The sequence below is a fragment of the Massilia sp. Soil_C_3 genome (genome assembly GCF_057657035.1).
Genome location: NZ_JBDGJG010000005.1, coordinates 440,284 through 461,336 on the forward strand (window position 1 = coordinate 440,284; position 21,053 = coordinate 461,336).

Here is a 21,053-nt window from a genome sequence, read left to right on the forward strand (position 1 = left end):
GCGCCGCGATGCGGGGATCGTGATCGGCCAGGGGCGCCGCGCAGGCGGCGAAGCAGGCCCTCAAGCCATGCGCGGGGGTTTTAGCGGTGGAAACGAGGAGTGATTGGCGCGTGGCGGCGCCGGCGGCGCGATCGCGCCTCCCGGAGCGCCGTCCACTTGCAGGCCGAGGTCTTCGTAGACGGAGTCGTGGACGTCGGCGCCGGCCGGCGGCTCGTCGGGATCGATCTCGCAGCCGGCCTGGCAATCGTAAGCGCCCGACAGGTAGGCATCGGCGAACAGCGGCACGGCGGCATCGGTCTCGAGCGCAGCCGTGTGGATGAGGACTTCGGAGGGTGTGACGCGTTCCGTCGCTGCGGCGGGCTGCATCGCGGATGCGGCCATGGCCAGGGCAAACATGTTCAGGGGGAGCAGCAGGGTCAGGCAGATGACGAAAAATCGTCTCATATACATTGCAGGAGTCGGAACGGTATCAGTATAGCATGCGTTCGCCTAGCTCCCGCCCCGCCGCGCACAAGCGGGCATAGCGCGCCGGCGTCACCCCCACCGTCAGCCGGAAGCGGCGCGTGAAGTAACTCTGGTCGGCGTAGCCCACCAGCGCCGCCACCTGCGCCAGCGGCAGCCGACCCTGCCGGATCAGCTCCTGCGCGCGCCGCATGCGCGCCTGCTCCAGCCAGGCGATGGCGCTGGCGCCGGTGCTGCGTCGGAACAGCCGCGCGAAATGAAAGCGGCTGACGTTGGCGACATTCGCCAGCATCTGCAGGTCGATTTCTTCGCCCAGGTGGGCGTCGATGAAGTCCTTCACGCGCTGCAGGCTGCGCGGGTTCAGGCCGCGCGGGACCGGCGCCAGGGGCGCCAGCTGGCAGTTGAAGCGGTGCACCAGGTGCAGCGCCAGCGCGCTCGACAGAGCCTGGCTCACATAGGCCTGGGCCGGATGCGGCGCACGCTCGATCTCGGCCAGGAACAGCGCCACGATGCGCTCCACGAAAGGGTCGCGCGCCGAAAAACAGTTGGCCAGCTCGGTCCGGGGCAGCGCACCGCGCAGCGCCGTCTCGGCCGCATGCTGCAGCAGCGCCGGCGGCACCCGCATCAGCATGATCGCGCCGGGACCGTCCCAGGCCCATTCGGACGGCATGCCGCGCGGATGGACGCCGATATTGCCGGGACCGATCATGGCGCTATGGGTCTTGCCGTCGCGCACCTGGGTCAGGCGCACGGCGCCCGAGATGCGCATCCCGATCACGTCCTGGTCGAGCACGCCGGAGCCGACGCTTCCCGCCGCTGTCCACTCGTAGACGCTGATGCCGACGCCGCTCCAGGGACGGCCCTGACTGGACGCGACCGGGGTGGCCAGCAGCCGGTTATCCGACACAGGTGAAGGGTGCATGACCGCCTCCCATTGATGGCAAGTAAATACCAAAGCTTGGCAATAACTTACCACGCCGCGAACCATGTTTTAAAGATAATCGGTATCAGGTGCTGGCGGCTGCAGCGGGCCATTGGCCAAGCCGAGCGATACCCTGTCCCTGGCCATAGCTCGCTACCTGCCGTTGGTGGCAGCCGCCGACACCCGATCCGTGACGTTCGACGAGGGAGGATGCATATGCTTATCACTAGCCAGCAAGCGCAGGCGATGATCGAGGCGGCGCAGTCCAGGGCCCGGACCCTGGGCGTACCCGCCGTGATCGCGGTCATCGACGGCGGCTGCCACCTGAAGGCGTTCCAGCGCATGGATGGCGCTCCGCTGGGATCGATCGACATCGCCCTGGGCAAGGCCAGGACCGCGGTCCTGTTCAACTGCAATAGCGAAGACGTCTGGGAATACTGCAAGCCCGGCGCGCCGGCGCCCGGTCTCGAGCTCAGCAACGGCGGGCTCATGACCTTCGCTGGCGGGATCTCGCTCAGGTCCGGCGACGGCGCGGTGGTCGGCGCGGTCGGCGTCTCGGGCGGCGCGGTATCCCAGGACCAGGAGATCGCCCGCGCCGGCGCCGCGGCTTTCGCCGCCTGAAACTTTCCTTCATTTCTCCAACGATAAGGAGTATTCACATGTCCAAGACGATCCTGATCACCGGCGCCGCCGTCGGTTTCGGCCGCGGCGCCGCCATCGGCATGGCAAAGAATGGCCACAACATCATTGCCACCGTACACGTGTCGTCACAGGTAACCGCCTTGCGCGAGCAGGTCCAGGAGCTGGACCTTGCCGAGCGCATCCGGGTCGAACGCCTCGACCTGACGGACCCCTACGACATCGACCAGGCGCTGACATGGGATGTTGACGTCCTGTGGAACAATGCCGGCATGGGCGAGGCCGGGCCGGTCTGGGAAATCCCGATCGACCTGGTGCGCAAGAATTACGAGGTGAACGTGTTCCTGCCGCTCACGCTCACCCAGCGCGTCGTGCGCAAGTGGATCGACGGCGGCCAGCCGCAGGGCAAGAAGGTGGTGTTCACCTCGTCGATGGGCGGCCTGTTCACGCCGGCCAACTGGGGCACCTATGTCTCGACCAAGCACGCGCTGGAAGCGATCGCCGAGGCACTGCAACAGGAGCTGGCCGCCTACGGGATCCGGATCCAGACCATCAACCCCGGCGCCTACTACACCGGCTACAACGAAACCATGGCGGACAATCCCTTCCGCTGGCTCGACGAGCGCAAGCATCTGACCAGCCGCGCCCAGCTGCGCAAGGGCTTCGACGACTTCTTTGCCACGCCCGAAGGCAAGATGGATCCGAAAGAGATGATCGACCGCATGATCGAGATCGTCCCGGCCGACAGCGGCAAGTTCCGCAACGTGATGCCCAAGGTGATCGAGGACATGCTCAAGCAGCACCAGCTGGCCGCCTGGGACAACACGATCTAGGCCATGTCCACCTTCCGAAACCTGTGCCTGGCGGCCCTGCTGCTGGCTGCCGGCACGCCCTGCCCTCTGAGGGCCAGCGATGCCAGCGCCGCCATGAAGACAGAGACTGAATCGGCCAACAGGGAAAGCGTGCGCGCCGCCTTCAAGGCCTGGGCGGAGGGCACAGGCGGGCCGTTCGCCCTGCTGGCCGACGATGCGCAGTGGACCATCGTGGGGCGCTCGCTGGCCTCGCGTACCTATCCCGACAAGGCCGCCTTCATGAACGAGGTGATCCACCCCTTCAATGCGCGCATGGCCCAGCCGCTGCGGCCAACCGTGCGCCAGTTGTACGCGGACGGCGACACGGTGATCGTGTTCTTCGACGCCAAGGGTACGGCGCTCGACGGGAAGCCCTACGTCAACACCTACACCTGGATCATGGAGATGCGCGACGGGCGGGCGCTACGGGTGTGGGCCTTTTTCGACGCCATCGAGTTCAACGAACTCTGGACCCGGGTCAAGCCCGCCGGCCCGCCGCCATGAGCGCCCCCGCCGGGCACGCCCAGGCGGCCCCGGTCGAGCTGCTGCCGATCCTGATGCTGCTCGGCGCAGCCGTGCTGGCGGTCCCGCTGTTCAAGCGCCTGGGACTGGGCTCGGTGACCGGCTACCTGGCCGCCGGCATGATCGTCGGACCGTTCGGCCTGCAGGTCATCGCCGATCCCCAGGCCATCCTGCATGTCGCCGAGCTGGGCGTGGTGATGTTCCTGTTCGTGATCGGCCTTGAGATGCAGCCCTCGCGGCTGTGGACGATGCGCGGCGAGATCTTCGGCCTTGGCTTCGCCCAGGTGGCCGGCGCCAGCGCCCTGCTCACCGCCTTCGGCATGGTGCTGGGTTTTCCGTTCGCCAAGAGCTTCGTCGGCGGCACTGGCTTCGTACTCACCTCGACCGCCATCGTCATGCAGATGCTTGAAGAACGCCGCGTGCGCGGCCTGCCGCGCGGCCGGCGCACGATCGCCATCCTGCTGCTCGAGGACCTGGCGATCGTGCCGCTGCTGGCGGTGGTGGCCCTGCTGGCACCGGACACCGACCGCATCGCCGGCAGCGCCCGGATCGAGGCCCTAGCCATCGGCGCCGCCAGCGTCGCCGGCCTGGTGCTGGCAGGGCGCTATCTGCTCGATCCCCTGTTCCGCATGCTGGGCCAGGCGCGGGCGCGCGAAGTCATGACCGCCGCCGCCCTCCTGGTCGTGCTGGGCGCAGCCTATGCCATGCAGCTGGGCGGCCTGTCGATGGCCATGGGCGCTTTCCTGGCCGGGGTCCTGCTGTCGGAATCGACGTTTCGCCACCAGCTGGAAGCCGACATCGAGCCGTTTCGCGGCATCCTGCTCGGCCTGTTCTTCCTCGGTGTCGGCATGGCCCTGGACCTGGGCGTGATCGCCAGCGGCTGGCAACAGGTGGCGCTGGCCGTCGCCGGCTACATGCTGCTCAAGATGGCGGTCATCTATGGCGTCGCCCGCGTGTTCGACCTCGACAACCGCGAGTCGGTCGGCCGCGCCGTGCTGATGGCCCAGGGCGGCGAGTTCGCCTTCGTGCTGTATGCGGCCGCCACCGCCGCCGGCATCCTCGACGCCCGCCAGAACGCCATCCTCACCACCGCCGTCATCGTCTCGATGATCCTGACGCCGTTCCTGATCATGCTGTACGACGCCTTCGGGCCGAAGTGGGCGCCATCGACCGCGTCGGTGACGCCGCCGGCGGACCTGTCGGCCAACGTGCTGCTGATCGGCTTCGGCCGTTTCGGCCAGATCGCCAGCCAGCCGCTGCTCGAGAATGGCTACTCGCTGTCGATCATCGAAACCAGCACCCAGGCGATCTTCGACCTGGAACCGCTCGGCTTCAAGGTCCATTACGGCGACGGCACCCGGCTCGACATCCTGCAGGCGGCCGGCGCGATGGAGGCGCGGCTGATCGTGGTGGCGATCGACGACCGCCAGGCCTGCCTCAGGATCGTGGAAATCGCCAGGACCGAGTTCCCGCACACGCCGGTGCTGGCGCGCGCCTTCGACCGCGAGCATGCGCTCGAACTGATCCGGCTCGGAGTCGACTGGCAGGTGCGCGAGACCTTCGAATCGGCGCTGGCCCTGGCCGGCAAGGCGCTCGAGCTGCTCGAGCCCGACGCCGGCGTGCGCGACGCGGTGATGGACGCCGTGCGCCAGCGCGATGCGGAGAGGCTGGCGATCCAGGTTGCCGAGGGGCTGTATGCGGCGCCGGGGCTGATCCGGAATAATGCGCAAGGCCGGGAGCGCTGAGCCGCGGCGGCGGCCGCCCAGGCTTCATCGAGCCGTCATATACACGGGATAGACTATCGGCGCCGCTTTTCATGCGATCCGATACCGGATTTTCCAGGACCGTTCGTCTACCCATGTAACACATGCTCAATGATCTGGACGAGTGGTTCATCCACGAGATACTTCCCGTCGAGGGCGCGCTGATGCGCTACCTGCGCCGGAACTGGCGCGATGCGTCCGAATGGCCGGACCTGCGCCAGGAGGTCTACGCGCGCGTGTACGAGGCGGCGCGGAGCGGCTATCCGGAGCGTCCGGCGGCCTTCGTGCTGGCCACGGCGCGCAACCTGCTGATCGACCGCGCCCGCAAGAGCCAGGTGGTGTCGATCGAGGCCTTCGCCGAACTCGACGACATGGCTGCCGACGAACTGACGCCGGAACGCCATGCCAGCGGGCGCGCCGAACTGGAAGTCCTGGTCGACGCGATCGAGGCGCTGCCGCCGCGCTGCCGCGAGGTGGTGTTGCGGCGCAAGGTGGACGGACTGTCGCAGCGCGAGGTGGCGCAACAGATGGGGATCACCGAGGATACGGTGGAAAGGCAGATCGCGAACGGCATGCGCGCGCTGGCCGACGCGCTGTTCGCGCGCGGCATCGGCGCCGGCATCGCGAAGCTGGAACGCAAGCTGCGCAAGAGAGGCACATGAAAGATGACTGACACGAACAGGAAGGCCGCGACGGTCGAGGAAGAAGCGGCCGCGTGGCTGGCGCGCCAGGACGGGCCGGACTGGGACGACGCACGGCAAGCCGGACTCGCTGCCTGGCTGGCGGCGGACACCCGCCACCGGGTGGCCTGGCTGCGCCTGCGCGCCGCCTGGAACGAGGCGGACGCCCTGTGCGGCCACGAGCGCGCGCCCTTGCCCTTGCCCGCACCCTTGCCCACGGCCAGGCCGGCATTGGCACGCTCTTCACCCTGGCGCATCGCCGCCGGCGTCGCGCTGGCCTGCGCGCTCGGGGCCCAGCTGGCGTCGATGAGGGGCGACCACGGCGTCCAGCGCTATGCGACAGCGGTCGGCGAAAGCCGCCTGGTCGCGCTGGCCGACGGTTCGCGCCTCACGCTCAATACCGACACCCGGCTGCGCTCCTCGCAGGACGATGCGCGTACAGTCTGGCTCGACAGCGGCGAAGCCTATTTCGACGTCGCCCATGATCCGCAACACCCCTTCATCATCGAGGCCGGCGCCAGCCGCATCACTGTGCTAGGTACCCGCTTCACGGTGCGGCGCGAGGACGGCGGCACCCGCGTGCTGGTGGCTCAGGGCCGGGTGCGGGTCAGCGACGGCAAGTCCTCGGTCGAACTCTCGCCCGACGAGGAGGCGCTGGCCCACGGCGGCGCGATCGCCCGCAGCGTCCATGACGCCGCCCATACCGACCGCCAGCTGGCCTGGCGCGAAGGCCGGATCGTGTTCGACCGGACGCCGCTGGGCGACGCGGTCGGCGAGTTCAATCGCTACAACGAGCGCAAGATCGTCGTGGATGGTCCGGAGGTGGCCGGCATCGTCCTGGGAGGCAGCTTCGCGCCGACCAATGTCGACGGTTTCCTGCGCCTGCTCGAACAGGGTTTCGGCCTGCGCACCGCACGGCGCGGCAAGGATGTCGTAATCAGCCGCTGAAGTTTTCGCGAGCGCCATACCGGATTTTTCGCGACCATCCGTCATTGAGGGGAGCAGTACACAATCGAGCCGCATGGCTCCTCTCAAACCAGGAACGACGACGATGGCACAACCTACCCTCACCACCCTGATTGGCGCGCTGTGCGCCGCCATGTTCTGCGGCGCAGTCCAGGCCCAGGCGATGCCGCTGCAGATCCCGGCCGGCGACCTCAACACCGCGCTCGACCGCTATGCCGCCCAGAGCGGCGTGCAACTGCTGTACCGCGCCGACGACGTCCAGGGACGCACAAGCCCTGGCGTCCAGGGAAGCCTGGACCCGGCCCAGGCGCTGGCTGCGCTGCTGGCGGGAACCGGCATGGCGACCCGCAAGGATGGCAGCAACGCCATCCTCGTCTTTCGTTCCGGCCAGGACGATAGCGCCGCCTCCAACGAAACCGCAGACAATGAACTCACCACCGTGACCGTCACCGCCCAAAAGCGCACCCAGTCGGCGCAGGCGGTGCCGATCGCCATGACCGCGCTGTCGGCCAAGACCCTGGACGTGCACCGCGTCCAGGGTCTGCAAGACCTGGCGCGCCTGACCCCGGGCCTGCTGGTGTCGAGCTTCAGCCAGGCCAACCCGACGATCGCGATCCGCGGCATCAGCAATACCTTCAACCAGATCGGCGTAAACAAGCCGGTGGGCATCGTGGTCGACGACGTTTTCATCCCGCGCAACAGCGCGGCCAGCTTCGAACTGTTCGACCTTGAATCGATCGCCGTGCTCAAGGGCCCGCAAGGCACGCTGTTCGGCCGCAACGTGACAGGCGGCGCGATCGTGATCACCACCCGCCAGCCCGATCCGGCGCAGTTCGCGGCCGAAGCGGAACTCATTGCAGGCAACCACGGCGAACGCCAGGCAAAGGGCGTGCTCAACGTCCCGTTGTCAGAGAATGCGGCCTTCAAGATCTCGTCCTCGCTGCGCAAGCGCGACGGCCTGGGGCGCGATCGCCTGACCGGCCGCGAGCAGGACGACATCGACAGCCAGAACTTTCGCGCCCAGGCGTATGTGCGCGCGGGCAGCGGCTTCGACGCCACCTTCAGCGCCGACTATGGCGACGACCGCAACGGCGGGCGCACGCTCTCGTCCGACACCTTGGGCAACGATGGCGACGTGCGCACCTCCGAAGTCGGGGTCGAGCAGCGTTTCGCGCGCATCATCGCCGGTCTGTCCGCCAAACTGGTCTGGCGCCTGGACGCGGGCGAGATCACCTCGATCAGCGCCTGGCGCAAGTCGCAGTCGGGCGAGGATTATTCCGGCGTCGGCGCCCATTATTCGTTGCTGAGCGCCGGCAGCCAGAGCATCACCCGCGACGCCGACCAGATCACGACCTTCTCGCAAGAGCTGCGCTACGCCAGCCCCAAATGGGCGCGCGGCGACTTCGTGGCGGGCCTTTATTTCGCCGACGAGAATGGCGACCGCCAGCTCGGCGTGCGCGGCCTGGCCGCCGGCACGGGCCTGCAGGCCAGCTCCACGCTGGCCGAGCAGTCGGTCGACAGCCGCAGCGCCGCCGTGTTCGCGGACGGCACGCTGCACCTGACGGACACACTCGACCTGACCGTCGGCGCGCGCACCACGCGCGACCGCAAGCGCGTCAGCCTCGTACGTAGCGACCTGGTGCGGCCGGCGAACGGCTGGCGCGTCGACGGCCTGGCCCATAGCTGGACCGAGACCACGCCGCGCGCGGTGCTGAGCTGGACGCCCCACAGCGGCATGATGGCCTACCTGAGCGCCAGCCGCGGCTTCACCAGCGGCGGCTACAACGCCGATGCCACCAGCGTCGCGGCCTTCAGCATGCCCTTCGACCCGGAAACCGTCACCAATACCGAACTTGGGCTCAAGTCGCAATGGCTGCAGAACCGGGTGCGCCTGAACGCCGCCCTGTTCCGCATGAAGTATCGCGACAAGCAGGAATTCGTCAACAATACCCTGACCGGCATTCTGTCCATCGTCAATGCCGGCAAGGCCAGCGTCGACGGCGCCGAAGTCGAACTGGCCTGGAAGGCGGCGACCTGGCTCGACCTGTCGGCCAGCTTCGGCTACCTCGACGGGCGCTACGACCGGTTCGTGGTCGGCACCGTCAACAATAGCGGCAACCCGCTGTCGAACTCGCCGCGGCGCCAGGCCGGCCTGGCGGCAAACCTCAGCTATCCGGTCTCGTTCGGCTACCTGGTCGGCGCCGCCAGCTATGCGTGGAAGGACAGCTACAACACGGGCGCCGCCAACGACCCCAACCTGCAGCTGCCCGGCTTCGGCCTGGCCAACCTGTCGGCCGGCGTCGAGTCGCCCGACCGCAGCTGGCGCCTGCTGGCCTGGGTCAAGAATGCGAACGATACCGACTACCTGCTGACGCGCTCGACCCAGGTCGTGCGTGCGCGCTATGCCGGCGAGCCGCGCACCTTTGGCCTGAGCCTGACGGGACGCTTCTGATGGCCGCCCCGTCGATGCAGCGCCGGGCGCTGCTGGCGGCGCTGCTGGCCGGGCCAGCCTGGCAATGGCCGTCGCAGGCGCTGGCGGCCGCCGGCGAGGTACCCGACCGGCTTGGCGAGCGCCTGGCGCCCTGGCAGCCAGGCTGGCTGGAAATCCACCACATCGCCACCGGACGCGGCAACGCGACCTTTGTCCTGCTGCCGGACGGCACCAGCCTCCTGATCGATGCCGGCGCCTCGTTGAACGCCCTCGACGTGTCGGTGGCGCCGCGCCCCGACGCCAGCCGCCGTCCCGGGGAGTGGGTCGGCCGCTATGCGGCGCGCCACCTGCGCCGGGCCGGTCTGGACGGCATCGATTACCTGCTGGCGACCCATGTGCATCCGGACCACACGGACGGCGTCGCCGACGTCGCACAACAGCTCCCGGTGCGCACCGTGATCGACCGCGGCTTTCCCGACTACGCCTATCCGCAGCGCGTCGACGCTCCGTTCGCCGCCAGCTACCGGGCCTGGATCGCGGCGCGGCGAGCGGCCGGGCTGGCGGTCGAGCGGTTCCGGGTCGGCAGCTCCAGCCAGGTCGCGCCGCGCGGTCATCGGCCGGGCGCACCGGACTGGGACATCCGCACGGTGGCCGCCAATGGCGTGGTCTGGACCGGCCAGGGCGAATCGACCCATTCGCTGTTCCCGGAACTGGCAACCCTGCCGCGCGCCGACTGGCCCAATGAGAACCAGTGCTCGGCCGCGCTGCGCATCGGCTACGGCCCGTTCAGTTACTTCACGGGCGGCGACCTGACCAGTTACACGGCAGACGGCGCGCTGCCATGGCAGGACGTGCTGGGGCCGGCGGCGCGCGCGGCCGGCCCCGTCACCGTGGCCACCGCCGACCACCACGGCATGTTCGACGGCCTGGACGGCGACATCGTGCGCACCCTGCGGCCGCGCGTCTGGGTGATCCAATCCTGGCACATCGCCCACCCCGACATGCTGCAGCTAGAGCGGATGTTCAGCGAGCGCCACTATCCGGGGCCGCGCGACGTGTTCGCCACCTCCGTGATGCGCGAAAACCTGCTGGCCAACGGCCGCCTGACCCGGCGCCTGCGCAGCCACGACGGCCACGTGGTCGTGCGGGTGGCGCCGGGCGGCGGCCACTTCCACGTGACGGTCACCGGCAACGGGGACGAGGCCGATATCGTGAAACTGGCGACGGCGCGCATGGCACCTTGACGCTGCGCCTTGTCATATGGGTGACACACCGGGGCGCTAGACTTGGCCGGTCACCCGGTGTGTTTTCTCGTGAACGGCCGCCCATCCACCGGCCCCGCACCGGGTGGATTTTCTTGTTCCCTGAGGATGCTTCCATGTCTACCGCCCACACTACCGACCTCACCCACCGCGTGCAGCGCGACCTCACCGATAGCTACGACGAAGAGCTCGAAATGGAGCTCGACGACCGCGACCTCGATCCCGAAACGCTGCTGCCCTCGCCTACCCGCAGCGAGCAGGAGAAGGAAGCCCGTCGCCAGTATTTCCATGAGCTGTTCCGCCTGCAGGCCGAGCTGGTCAAGCTGCAGGACTGGGTCGTGCACACCGGCCACAAGGTCGTGATCCTGTTCGAGGGTCGCGACGCCGCCGGCAAGGGCGGCGTCATCAAGCGCATTGCCCAGCGCCTCAATCCGCGGGTGTGCCGGGTGGCGGCCCTGCCGGCGCCGAACGACCGCGAGCGCACCCAGTGGTACTTCCAGCGCTACGTCTCCCACCTGCCGGCAGCGGGCGAGATCGTGCTGTTCGACCGCAGCTGGTACAACCGCGCCGGCGTCGAGCGCGTGATGGGCTTCTGCACCGACAACCAGTACGAGGAATTCTTCCAGACAGTGCCTGAGTTCGAACGCATGCTGGTGCGCTCCGGCATCCAGCTGATCAAGTACTGGTTCTCGATCTCGGACGAAGAACAGAACGCGCGCTTCCTGAGCCGCATCCACGATCCGCTCAAGCAGTGGAAGCTCAGCCCGATGGACCTGGAATCGCGCCGGCGCTGGGAAGAGTACACGCGGGCCAAGGAAATCATGCTCGAGCGGACCCATATTCCCGAGGCGCGCTGGTGGGTGGTGCAAGGGGTCGACAAGAAGCGTGCGCGCCTGAACTGCATCCATCATCTGCTGCAACAGATGCCCTATGTAGAAGTCGAGCGGCCGGCGATCGCGCTGCCGGAACGAGAATATCACGACGATTACGTGCGGCGGCCAGTGCCGCCCGAGATCATCGTGCCGGAAGTGTTCTAGACCACGGCCGGCGCGCAGCCGGCCTGTGGTCTGTCAGAGAAGCGGCGCGACGATTTTCTGTCCAGGAACTGTTCTTTTTGCTAAGCTTCAGATCGGTTTGCCGCGTGGCGATCCCATCACGCCGGCCTCCTGGACTTGACCGATGACCTTGCAAGAACATGTTGAGATACATCTCCCTACGCGGCTGGACGACGACGATGCCGCGCTCGAAGCGTTGCGGCAGCACAGCGTCGGCATGCGTGGCCCTGCCAGCGGGCCGGACTGGCAGCGCCAGGTCAGGGCCCTGTACCGGCGCGGTATCTCGATCGAGACCGCGCTGCAATTCCTGTATGGCGAGCGCCCGGACCGGCACGCGTTCGGGGACTGGCTGCTGGAAACCGGGCGGCCGCAGCCGGCCGTCCCGGATCCGGCGGCTGGCGTCGACGACGGCGCACTGACGGCGACCCAGCGGGAATTCTGGCACCGCCATGGCTACCTGGTGCTGCCGGGCGTCGTCCCGCGCGCGCAGTGCGAGGCGGCGTGCGAGGCAATCTGGGACTTCCTCGGCGCCAGCGCCGACGATCCCGGCTCCTGGTATCGCGAGCATCCCGGCAAGCGCGGCATGATGCTCGACTTCTACGACCATCCGGCGCTTGCCGCCAACCGCGCCGCGCCGCTGGTGCGGCGCGTCTGCGAACAGCTGTATGGCAGCACCGCGGTCTATCCGTCCATCGACAAGGTCAGCTTCAATCCGCCCGAGGACGGCGGCTCGCGCTTCCAGGGCAGCCCCCTGCACTGGGATGCAAGCCTGTGCCTGCCGATGCCGTTCCGGCTGCAGGGCTTGCTATACCTCGGCGATTGCGGACCGCTCGACGGCGCCTTCCACTGCGTTCCCGGTTTCCACGCGCGCCTGCCGGACTGGCTGGCGCGGGTGCCGGCGGGGGTTCATCCGCGCGACTGGGCGCTGCACGACCTGGAGCCGGTTCCGGTGCCGGGCCAGGCTGGCGACTTCATCCTGTGGCACCAGGCCCTGCCCCATTGCGCCACGCCCAATCACGGCAAGCTGCCGCGCATGGTGCAATACCTGACCTACCTGCCCGACACCATCGATCATCAAGCACAGTGGATCTGACCATGAACGACACGACGAACAACGAGCGAGCCGACGCCGGCACGAACGAGCTCGCGCGCCTGTGCGCGATTGCCCGCGCCATCCTGGCCACCGGTACCGACCTGCACGCGGCCATCGGGCCGGTCCAGGACCTGCGCCGGCTCGCCGAACGCCTGTCCACCATGGAGAGATCGGTGCAAGGCAATATCTGCGACGGCGAGAGCTGGCTGCCGTCCGGGCTGGCGGTGTCGCCGCTCTCGGCCGCCCAATGTGCGCACGAAGTGTTGCGCAGCGCCGCCTTCATCCAGGGCGCGTCGCGGGCCATGGAACAGGCGGCAAGGCGCTGCGAGGGACGCCCGGTGCGGGTGCTGTACGCCGGCTGCGGACCGTTCGCTTTCCTGCTGCTTCCCCTGCTGGCGCTGTGGCCGAAGGAGCGGGCGACGTTCACCATGCTCGACATCCACGCCGAAGCGCTGGCGCCGGCGCGCAGGCTGGTGGCGGCCCTCGGCCTGGATGCGGGCGTGACGTCCTGGATCCAGGCCGACGCTGCGACGGTCCGGCTCGACCCGGCCGCCCTACCGGACGTGATCGTCAGCGAGACCATGAGCGCGGCCCTGAAGCGCGAACCGCAGGTAGCGATCGCCCGCAACCTGCTCGCCCAGGCCCCGGGCGCTTTGATGGTGCCGGCCTCGGTGCGGGTCGATTGCGCGCTGAGCGAACGCCCGGACGCGACCAGCGCCTGGCGCGACACCGTCCGCCTGGGCCAGGTGTTCGCGCTGGACGCGGCCGCGGCGACGGCCTGGGACGCCGAAGTGGACGGCGCGCTGCCGGCGGCCACGTTCACCATTCCGGCCGACATCGCGCCGCACACCACGCTACGCCTGCTCACGGACATCACGGTCTTCGACGGCATCGGCCTGACCGAGGGCGACTGCAGCCTGAACACACCGCGCTACCTGCCGGGCAAGCCGCTGTTCGCCGCCGGCCAGAAGGTGCGCTTCCACTACCGCCTGGGCGCCGACCCGGGCCTCGACTACGCCGTGCTGCCGGGCTGAATGCGCCCATGTGCGAAAGCTCGCCTTGTCACGCAGCGGCAATGGCGGCCAGCCTGCGCGCCGGCAGCCTTACCTGCGCCACCAGGCCGCCGTCGGGATGGTTACGCAGTTCCAGCCGGCCGCCGTGCGCCTCGACGATGCCGCGTGCGATGCCCAGGCCCAGGCCCATGCCGCCATCGTTGCTGTCGCGCCCGTGGGCCAGCCGCACATAGGGATCGAACAGGCTGGCCAGCGCGTCCTCCGGCACGCCCGGCCCGTGGTCACGCACCTCGACCACCACGCTGCCCGGCTCCTCACGCACCGTGATTCCGGCGCGGGCGCCATAGAACAGCGCATTGTCGAGCAAGTTGCCCAGCGCGCGCTTGAGCGCCAGCGGCTTGCCGCGCACCGTGATGCCGGACGGCTGGTAGCCCACCTCGTGGCCGGCCAGGCGCGCGCTTTTCACCAATCGTCCCAGCAGCGCGTCGAGGCGAATATCGGCCGGATTCTCGTGGATGTCGCTGTCCTTCACGCACTGCAGCGCGCCCTTGACCATCATGTCCAGTTCATCCAGGTCTTCCTCGAAATCGTTGCGCAAGGCGTCGTCGTCGAGCAGTTCGGCGCGCAACTTCAAGCGCGTGATGGGCGTGCGCAAGTCGTGCGAGATCGAGATGAACAGGCGCTCGCGGTCCTCGATGTAACGGGCGATGCGCTCGCGCATGGCGCCGAAGGCGCGCGCCGTGTTGACGAATTCGCGGCTGCCGGTTTCGGGCAAAGGCGGTGTGGCGTCGTCGTGGCCCTGGCCGACGGCGGCGGCGGCATCGGACAGCGCGGCCAGCGGCCGTGTGATCGAACGTACCACCAGCAGGCAAAGCAGCAGCACCACGGCCAGCGACAGCGCCTGCGGCATCAATCGGTCCCAGCTGAACGGGTCGCTGCCGCTCAGGAAGTAAGGATTGGGCATCAGCGCCGCCATGTACAGCCAGTTGCCCGGCTCGATCTCGGTCTGGATCACCAGGATCGGCGCCGGATCGGGCTGCAGCAGCAACACGTGCTGGACCCAGGCGTTGGGCAGGTCTTCCAGGCGCACGTCGTGTTCGGCCACCACCAGCCGGTCGGGCCATGCGAAGGCCAGCCGGAAGCCCGGCGAATTCGGCAGGTCGCTCTTGAGCGTGGCGGCAACCACGGCGAGCGCCTTGTCGGCCAGCGGATGCGGCGCGATCTGCTCGACCGGCACATAGGCGTGGTTCAGGTTGACGAAGAAGCGCGTGCCGCCCATCTCGCGCAACTGCTGGATGATGAGCGCGCGGTAGGCCGGCGGCAGGCTGCGAAAGAAGCGGATCGCGCCGGCCGCGCTGTGCGCCACATATTTGGATGCCGACTGCGTCTCCACCTGCGACTTGTAGCGCAGCTGGCTGGCCCAGATCGCGCTGGCCGCTATCTGCGTGACGAGCAGGCCCGCCGCCATCACCAGCATCAGGCGACCCAGCAGCGAGGCCGGCACCAGGCGCCGCAGAAGCCCGTCAGACACTGGACACGCTGACGTCGGCCGAGAACACATAGCCGGCGCCGCGCACGGTCTTGATCAGCGCAGGCTGCTTGCCGTCGTCGTTCAGCCGCAGCCGCAGGCGGCTGACCTGGACGTCGAGCGAGCGGTCGGTCGGCCCGACGTCGCGCCCGCGCGTCTCCTCGCACAGCAGTCCGCGGTCGAGGACGATGCCGGGATGCTCGACGAAATACTTCAGCAGCTGGAAGTCGAGCCCGGTCAGCGCCACCTGGGCGCCGTCGGGATCGAGCACCTTGCGCTCGGTGAGGTCGAGCGTGAAGCCCACGAAACGGTAGTAGCGCGCGGCCGGCGTGTCTTGCGCCGAACGGCGCAGGATCGCCTTGATACGGGCCAGCAGCTCGCGCGGGCTGTAGGGCTTGGCGATATAGTCGTCGGCGCCCAGCTCCAGGCCGACGATGCGGTCGGTCTCGTCCGAGCTCGCAGTGAGCATGATGATCGGCACGTTGGAGCGCTGGCGCACCTGGCGGCACAGCATGAAACCGTCGGTATCGGGCAGCATCACGTCCAGGATCACCAGGCACAAGCCGTCGGCCTGGGCCTGCAGTGCGGCCAGGAAGCTCTCGCCGTCATGCGACAGGATCACCTCGTACTGGTTCTTTTCCAGGTAGGTCTTGAGCAGTTCACGGGTCTTCTGGTCATCGTCCACGATCAGTATCTTGCGCACCTGCCACTCCAAGAGGTTTGAGATTGAATAGCCGGAACAGCGCGCCGAGGCGGCGCTGGGCCTGGGACGGCGGCACGCGGTCGTCCAGGAAGAAGCGATGCACTTCGGCGATGATGGCGTCGCGGCTCGCTTCGTCGAGCGCCATGCGGTGCACCAGACTGGGCGCCTGCACCGCCGCGCCACGCGCGAACACGGTCCACGATTGACGCGCGCAGCTGTCCATCGTGCCCGGGTCGGCGTCGCGCCGCACCGGCACCCCGCCCTTCTGCGCATTGAAGCCGGCCTGCACGCTTGGGGCCACCATCAGCCGCGCCATTTTTTCCTGGGCCGCCATCTGGCGGTAGTCGCCCGCGAACATGGCCAGCGTGTCGACGCTGTACAGGTGGTAGCCGGCGGTGTCCGGCGCCGCGGCGCAGCCGAAGTCGCGGTCCGGCAGCGCCTTGTATTCGGCCAGTTCGGCCTTGGCCCAGTCGCCCATGATCATCATGCCGGCCTGGCCGCGCGCGAAGCGGCGCACCACCTCGGGCCACGGACGCTCGTCGATTTCGCCCTGCAGCCAGCCCTTGATGGTCCGCAGGCGCAGCAAGGCTTCGTGGGTGCGGCGGTCCGCGGCGGCGGACGGGCTGCGCTGCACGAACAGTTCGCGATAGAAGGCCGGGCCACTCTCGGCCAGCACCAGGTTCTCGAACAGGGCCGCCACCTGCCAGGCCTCGCTGCTCTGGGCCAGCGGCGCAACGCCGGCCGCGCGCAGGCGCCGCGCCACTTCTTCGAACTGGCGCCAGCTGACGGGCGGCGTCAGGCCGAGGCGGGCGAACAGCGGGCGGTTGTAGTAGAGCGTATTGACACGGTGGATGCCGAGCGGCGCGGCCACCACGTGGCGGCGGTGCACGACGAGCTGCTGGATGGTCGGGAACAGGAAGCTGCGCCAATCGCCGGCATCGGCGACGTTGTCGAGTTCGAGCAGCAGGCCCAGGTCGGCCCATTCGGCAATCGACGGGCCGATCAACTGGGTCACTTCAGGCGCGTCGCCGGCCAGCACCCTGCCCTTGAGGACCTTGCCGGCGCCCAGGCCGGCGCCGCCGGGGATGGCGGCGTCCTGCCAGGCGATGCCCTCGTCGGCGAGCCGGGTCGCCAGCATGTCGGCGGCCTTGCGTTCGCTGGCCGAGGTCCACCAGTGCAGCACTTGCAGGCCAGGGCCGGGGGTGGCGACAGAAGGCGCGGCGGCGCAGGTGCAAGCCAGGGCCAACGCCCATCTCATGACACCAGGCCAGGCCACTTTCTTCATCGACGCCATCACCCACGATCCCGCTGAAAGCACCGATTATAGCAAGGGCCTCAGCGCCGTACGATACTGGCGACGTGGCCCATCCTGCCGTTGCGGTCGAAGGCGGCGGCGCGGATCGTGCCACGCGCCGCGATCGGGCCGTTCACGACCGGGCTGCTCGCGTTGGGCATGCTGCCATCGACCGTGTAGCGCAGCACCATCCCGGGCAAGACATGGTTCACCTTCACCTGCCCGCGCTCCTCGACCATCCCCGGCGGCGCGATGCGGTAGGCGACCTTCGAGCCGTCCAGGTCGAGGCGCGGCAGCACGCGCTGGCCGAGAGCGTTGACGAAGCCAGTCCAGGCGGCGCGGTGCAGCACTTCCGCTTTCGCCGGATCGTTCTCGCGCGCCCAGGCCGGATCCGCCGCCCAGCCGCGCTCGGCCACCGCCACCAGGCGCGGCATCACCAGGTAATCGATGCGGCCAGGCTCGAGCACGGTCTCGACGAACAGATTGGCCTGCAGGCCGCGCACGCGGCGCTTGCCGTAGTCGGTCAGGCGGTCCTTGCCGATACGCGCCGCCTCCGGCGCATTCTTGTTGATGTCGAGCGGGATGAAGTCGTGGACCGTGTCCAACTCGACGTAGGCGCCCCAGTTCACGCCATGTTCGTCCGGATTGGCGTTATGGGCCATGTCCATATACATGCGCGTCACCGGCGTCAGCACGATGTCGTAGCCGGCATTGGCCAGGCGGTAGGCCAGGTCTTCGTTGCCGACCGTGTTGTTCCACACATAGGCCGAGAACCCGCGTTCGGGGAAGCGCGGATTGGGGATCAGCTTGGGCCGGCCGTCGAGCATCGTCTGGCGCGCGGCCAGCTCTTCCCAGCCCGACATGAACACGCCATGCTTGCGCAGGATGCCATCGACACGGTCATAGAAATAATCCCACAGGTCGACCACGGTTTCCAGATTGTGCTTCTTCATCATGGCGGCGCTGACGGGCGATTTTTCCCACGCGCCGTGGGCCAGCTCGTCGCCGCCCATGTGGATGGTCGACAGCGGCACGCCGGCCTCGCGGTGCAGCTTGACCACCTCGTCCACCACGTGCGCGATGAAGGTATAGCTCGACTCGTGCCCCGGATTGATCACATTGTCGCCAAACAGCTGCGGCGAGTTGTACACCGAACGGTCTTCGAGGTCGCCCAGCAGGTACTTCGCATAGTCCGGATCGCCGGCCGCCTTCAGGCGGTGGTAGCGCGCTTCCATCGCCTGCACGGCGGCGCGCGCGTGGCCCGGCATCTCGATCTCGGGGATCACTTCGATGTGGCGCGCCTGTGCATAGCGCAGGATTTCCTTGTACTCGTCGCGGGTGAAGTAACCGCTACCGCTCGGGTTCTTCGGGTCGGGTCCTGAGCCATAGGCCGGTTGCAGGCGCACGCCGGGCTTGGCGGCATGGCCGCGCACGGCGCCGATGTCGGTCAACTCAGGCAGGCCGGCGATCTCGAGGCGCCAGCCTTCGTCGTCGGTCAGGTGGAAGTGGAATTTGTTCAGCTTGAAGCGCGCCATCAGGTCGAGCCACTTGAACACCGTTTCCTTGCCATGGAAGTTGCGCGATACGTCCAGCATGAAGCCCCGGTAGCCGAAGCGCGGGGCGTCGACGATGGTGAGTTCGGGCAGCGTCGGCGACCTGGTTCCCGGCAGCGGCATCAGGTCGCGCAGCGACTGCAGGCCGTGGGCCACGCCGGCCGCGCTGTTGCCGACGATGGCAATGCCGCCATTGGCCGCAATCGTCAGGCGGTAGGCTTCGGGCGAGCTCTGGCCGGGCACACTGCCCACCGAGAGGCGCAGGGCGGGGCCACCATTAGCCGGCAAGTCGGCCGGGAACAAGGAACGCGCCAGCGCCGCCTCGTTGGCCAGGTTCGTTGGGGCCTCCACTGCTGGCTTGCCCTTGAGCGCCAGCGTGCCCTTCCCGGCGTCCAGCTGCAATGGCGTCGGCAAGACCTTCGGCACTGCGGACGCGGGCAGCAGCGCTGCACGTGCATTACGTTGGTACGTATCCTGCGGCGTCACCAGCGAGTGCGGACTGTCCTTCACCCCGGCTTGCGGCGGCTGCGCCAGCGGCACCACGCTGTAGGCAAGCGCGACGCCGGTATCCGGCGCGGTGTCGTACACCAGGTAGGGGCCGGACGGCGCCTTCGAGGAGGTATAGACCGAGTCCGAATGCTGGTAGTCGAAAGCGATGGTCTGGCCCGGCGCCAGGCCCTTGAATCCGGGGCCCGGATACAGGCGGAACAGGCCGCCGGCGATCTGCTCGAGCAGGATGCCACTCGACTGCACGCCCTTGGGCATGCGATCGATCGCATTGAAGTACAGCGACCAGCCCTGGGCCGGCAGGGCCTGGCTGTCGCGGTTGGTCAGCGTAAAGCGCGCCGGCGATGTCCCCTTCGGCAGCTGCGCTCCGGCCACGGGGCGCCGCAGCTCCCACTGCAGGTGCAGTTTCGCACCGTTCGCCACCGCGCCCGCGGAGGTGGTCGTGGCCTGCGATTGCTGCGCCATCGCCGGCAGCGCGAAGGCCATCATGGCCGCCATCAGGGTCGACGCCACGGCGCCGCCAACCATCTTTGTCTTGCCCAAGAGTGTCTCCTTATTGCGCAGATGCGCACTCGTCCATATCATTTTTGCCCTGGTCGGCCTTGCTCGACCCTGTTCTGCAGCCTCACGGCGCCATCGCTCGGCGCCAGGCTGCCGTTCAATACCTGCGAAGTCACGGCCCACAGTTCGACTTCCATGCTCGGCTGGCCGCGATTGAGCACTTGCGCATTGACGCGGATCGTCGATGCGCAGCGCTTGCGCCATTCGGCCATCTGCTTGGCCACCGGGTCGCGCACCGCAATCAGGTGGTGCGACAACGTGAAGAAGCCCGTCAACCGGTTCGTGTACAGGTCGGCGAATTCCTGCGACCCCACCCATGCCATGAATTTGTAGGCGTCTTCCTTGTTCCTGGAATTGCGGTTCACGCCCAGCCCCAGGTCCATGTGGTCCGAGATGTGGCAGGCCTGGCCCTCTCTGGGCAGCGGCGGCGGGAACACACCCAGCGCCAGGCCGGGCGTGCGGCTCAAGTGCGCGATGTCCCACGAACCGGCCGGGTAGATCGCCGCGCCGCCCGACGCGAACCTGGCCTGGCTGGCCGCATAGGTCTGTCTTGCCGCTCCGGCCGGCAGGTAACGGCCCAGGCGCGCCGTGAAGTCGAGGGCATCGACGAAGGGCTGGTCGGTGAGCTTCGCGCGCCCGGCGATCAACGCCTTGCGTCCCTCCTCGCCGCGCCAGAAATTCGGGCCGATATTCGTGTAGACGATCTGGCTCGACTCCCACTGTTCGGCCGTGCCCAGCGCCAGCGGCGTCACCCCCGCCTTTTTCAGGACGTCGAGCACGCGGAAGAAGTCGTCCACCGTGCGCGGCGGCTGCAGGTCGTGGCGCCGGAAGATGTCCTTGTTGTAGAAGAAGCCGTGGATGACGGAGGCCACCGGCATGCAGAAGGTGTCCTTGCCGTCGTCCGTCTGCCAGGCCACCAGGCTCGATTGGTCGAAATTCTGCAGGCCCGGCTTGCCGTCCAGGCGATCGAGGTGGCCGCCCTGGTACAGTGCCAGCGACACGTCGAATGGCCGGCATGCGATCAGGTCGCCCGCGGTGCCCTTGGCAAGGCGCACGCCGAGGGCGGCGTCGTAGCCGGTCGGCGCGGTCGGCGCGAACTTCACCGTGACGTCGGGATGGTGGCGCGCGAAGGCCGGCAGCAGGACGTTTTCCCACAAGGCCTTGTCGTCCACGCGCCAACTCTCGATCACGAGGGTTCCGGCAGTGGCCGGCAATACAGCCGCCGCCAGCAGCGCGCCGAGCATGCCT

The 21,053-nt window shown here is 68.3% G+C and carries 18 protein-coding genes and 2 pseudogenes; 11 read left to right on the forward strand and 9 right to left on the reverse strand.

Annotation, left to right across the window (positions count from 1 at the left end):
• Window positions 1–60: 60 nt before the first annotated feature.
• Together AC3A6F_RS12585 and AC3A6F_RS12590 are read right to left on the reverse strand one after the other, a co-directional pair.
• Window positions 61–444, reverse strand: coding sequence for a hypothetical protein (locus AC3A6F_RS12585; RefSeq protein ID WP_487681154.1), 384 nt, complete (start codon window positions 442–444; stop codon window positions 61–63).
• A gap of 25 nt (window positions 445–469) precedes the next feature.
• The gene (locus tag AC3A6F_RS12590; RefSeq protein ID WP_487681156.1) at window positions 470–1,384 is read right to left on the reverse strand and encodes a helix-turn-helix domain-containing protein; all 915 of its coding nucleotides are present in this window, start codon (window positions 1,382–1,384) and stop codon (window positions 470–472) included.
• Window positions 1,385–1,600: 216 nt separating this feature from the next.
• Here AC3A6F_RS12590 and AC3A6F_RS12595 point away from each other — a divergent pair, with 216 nt between their 5' ends.
• From AC3A6F_RS12595 to AC3A6F_RS12645, 11 genes are all read left to right on the forward strand, one after another.
• Entirely contained in the window at window positions 1,601–2,005 is a 405-nt protein-coding gene (locus AC3A6F_RS12595; protein ID WP_487681159.1) for a GlcG/HbpS family heme-binding protein, read from the forward strand.
• A 38-nt stretch (window positions 2,006–2,043) separates the two neighbouring features.
• Window positions 2,044–2,856, forward strand: a complete 813-nt coding sequence (locus tag AC3A6F_RS12600) for an SDR family oxidoreductase (protein ID WP_487681160.1) — start codon at window positions 2,044–2,046, stop codon at window positions 2,854–2,856.
• Window positions 2,857–2,859: 3 nt separating this feature from the next.
• Complete coding sequence (locus tag AC3A6F_RS12605) at window positions 2,860–3,378, forward strand: nuclear transport factor 2 family protein (protein ID WP_487681161.1); 519 nt, start codon at window positions 2,860–2,862, stop codon at window positions 3,376–3,378.
• On the forward strand, window positions 3,375–5,141 hold the full coding sequence (locus AC3A6F_RS12610) for a monovalent cation:proton antiporter-2 (CPA2) family protein (protein WP_487681163.1): 1,767 nt from the start codon (window positions 3,375–3,377) through the stop codon (window positions 5,139–5,141). Before AC3A6F_RS12605 ends, AC3A6F_RS12610 begins: the two co-directional genes overlap by 4 nt.
• 122 nt (window positions 5,142–5,263) lie before the next feature.
• Window positions 5,264–5,821, forward strand: coding sequence for an RNA polymerase sigma factor (locus AC3A6F_RS12615; RefSeq protein WP_487681165.1), 558 nt, complete (start codon window positions 5,264–5,266; stop codon window positions 5,819–5,821).
• A 3-nt stretch (window positions 5,822–5,824) separates the two neighbouring features.
• The gene (locus AC3A6F_RS12620; RefSeq protein WP_487681167.1) at window positions 5,825–6,787 is read left to right on the forward strand and encodes a FecR family protein; all 963 of its coding nucleotides are present in this window, start codon (window positions 5,825–5,827) and stop codon (window positions 6,785–6,787) included.
• 103 nt (window positions 6,788–6,890) lie between these two features.
• Window positions 6,891–9,257 (forward strand): TonB-dependent receptor, encoded by a 2,367-nt coding sequence (locus AC3A6F_RS12625; protein ID WP_487681169.1) that lies wholly within the window; start codon window positions 6,891–6,893, stop codon window positions 9,255–9,257.
• A complete protein-coding gene (locus tag AC3A6F_RS12630) occupies window positions 9,257–10,480 on the forward strand; it encodes a ComEC/Rec2 family competence protein (protein WP_487681171.1) in 1,224 nt (407 codons plus the stop codon). The genes AC3A6F_RS12625 and AC3A6F_RS12630 overlap by 1 nt, the downstream gene beginning before the upstream one ends.
• A 134-nt stretch (window positions 10,481–10,614) precedes the next feature.
• Window positions 10,615–11,535 carry a polyphosphate kinase 2 gene (gene ppk2, locus AC3A6F_RS12635; protein WP_487681173.1) on the forward strand — a complete coding sequence of 307 codons (921 nt, stop codon included), beginning with the start codon at window positions 10,615–10,617 and terminating at the stop codon, window positions 11,533–11,535.
• Window positions 11,536–11,677: 142 nt separating this feature from the next.
• Entirely contained in the window at window positions 11,678–12,646 is a 969-nt protein-coding gene (locus AC3A6F_RS12640) for a phytanoyl-CoA dioxygenase family protein (protein WP_487681175.1), read from the forward strand.
• 2 nt (window positions 12,647–12,648) lie between these two features.
• Window positions 12,649–13,680: an SAM-dependent methyltransferase gene (locus tag AC3A6F_RS12645; protein WP_487681177.1), complete on the forward strand. Its 1,032-nt coding sequence runs from the start codon at window positions 12,649–12,651 to the stop codon at window positions 13,678–13,680.
• A 28-nt stretch (window positions 13,681–13,708) separates the two neighbouring features.
• Here AC3A6F_RS12645 and AC3A6F_RS12650 read toward each other — a convergent pair whose 3' ends face one another.
• The 7 genes and pseudogenes from AC3A6F_RS12650 to AC3A6F_RS12680 all read right to left on the reverse strand — a co-directional run bounded on the left by AC3A6F_RS12650 (window position 13,709) and on the right by AC3A6F_RS12680 (window position 21,049).
• Window positions 13,709–15,220 carry an ATP-binding protein gene (locus AC3A6F_RS12650; RefSeq protein WP_487681179.1) on the reverse strand — a complete coding sequence of 504 codons (1,512 nt, stop codon included), beginning with the start codon at window positions 15,218–15,220 and terminating at the stop codon, window positions 13,709–13,711.
• Window positions 15,183–15,890: a response regulator gene (locus tag AC3A6F_RS12655; protein ID WP_487681181.1), complete on the reverse strand. Its 708-nt coding sequence runs from the start codon at window positions 15,888–15,890 to the stop codon at window positions 15,183–15,185. Before AC3A6F_RS12655 ends, AC3A6F_RS12650 begins: the two co-directional genes overlap by 38 nt.
• Window positions 15,862–17,148 carry an ABC transporter substrate-binding protein gene (locus AC3A6F_RS12660; protein ID WP_487681182.1) on the reverse strand — a complete coding sequence of 429 codons (1,287 nt, stop codon included), beginning with the start codon at window positions 17,146–17,148 and terminating at the stop codon, window positions 15,862–15,864. Before AC3A6F_RS12660 ends, AC3A6F_RS12655 begins: the two co-directional genes overlap by 29 nt.
• Window positions 17,149–17,225: 77 nt before the next feature.
• A complete protein-coding gene (locus tag AC3A6F_RS12665) occupies window positions 17,226–17,618 on the reverse strand; it encodes a chitobiase/beta-hexosaminidase C-terminal domain-containing protein (RefSeq protein ID WP_487681301.1) in 393 nt (130 codons plus the stop codon).
• A pseudogene (locus AC3A6F_RS12670) lies at window positions 17,592–18,830 on the reverse strand (family 20 glycosylhydrolase); the annotation flags it as partial. The pseudogene AC3A6F_RS12670 and the gene AC3A6F_RS12665, both read right to left, overlap by 27 nt.
• A pseudogene (locus AC3A6F_RS12675) lies at window positions 18,816–19,829 on the reverse strand (glycoside hydrolase family 20 zincin-like fold domain-containing protein); the annotation flags it as partial. The pseudogenes AC3A6F_RS12670 and AC3A6F_RS12675, both read right to left, overlap by 15 nt.
• Window positions 19,826–21,049, reverse strand: coding sequence for an ABC transporter substrate-binding protein (locus tag AC3A6F_RS12680; RefSeq protein WP_487681303.1), 1,224 nt, complete (start codon window positions 21,047–21,049; stop codon window positions 19,826–19,828). The gene AC3A6F_RS12680 and the pseudogene AC3A6F_RS12675, both read right to left, overlap by 4 nt.
• Window positions 21,050–21,053: the final 4 nt, after the last annotated feature.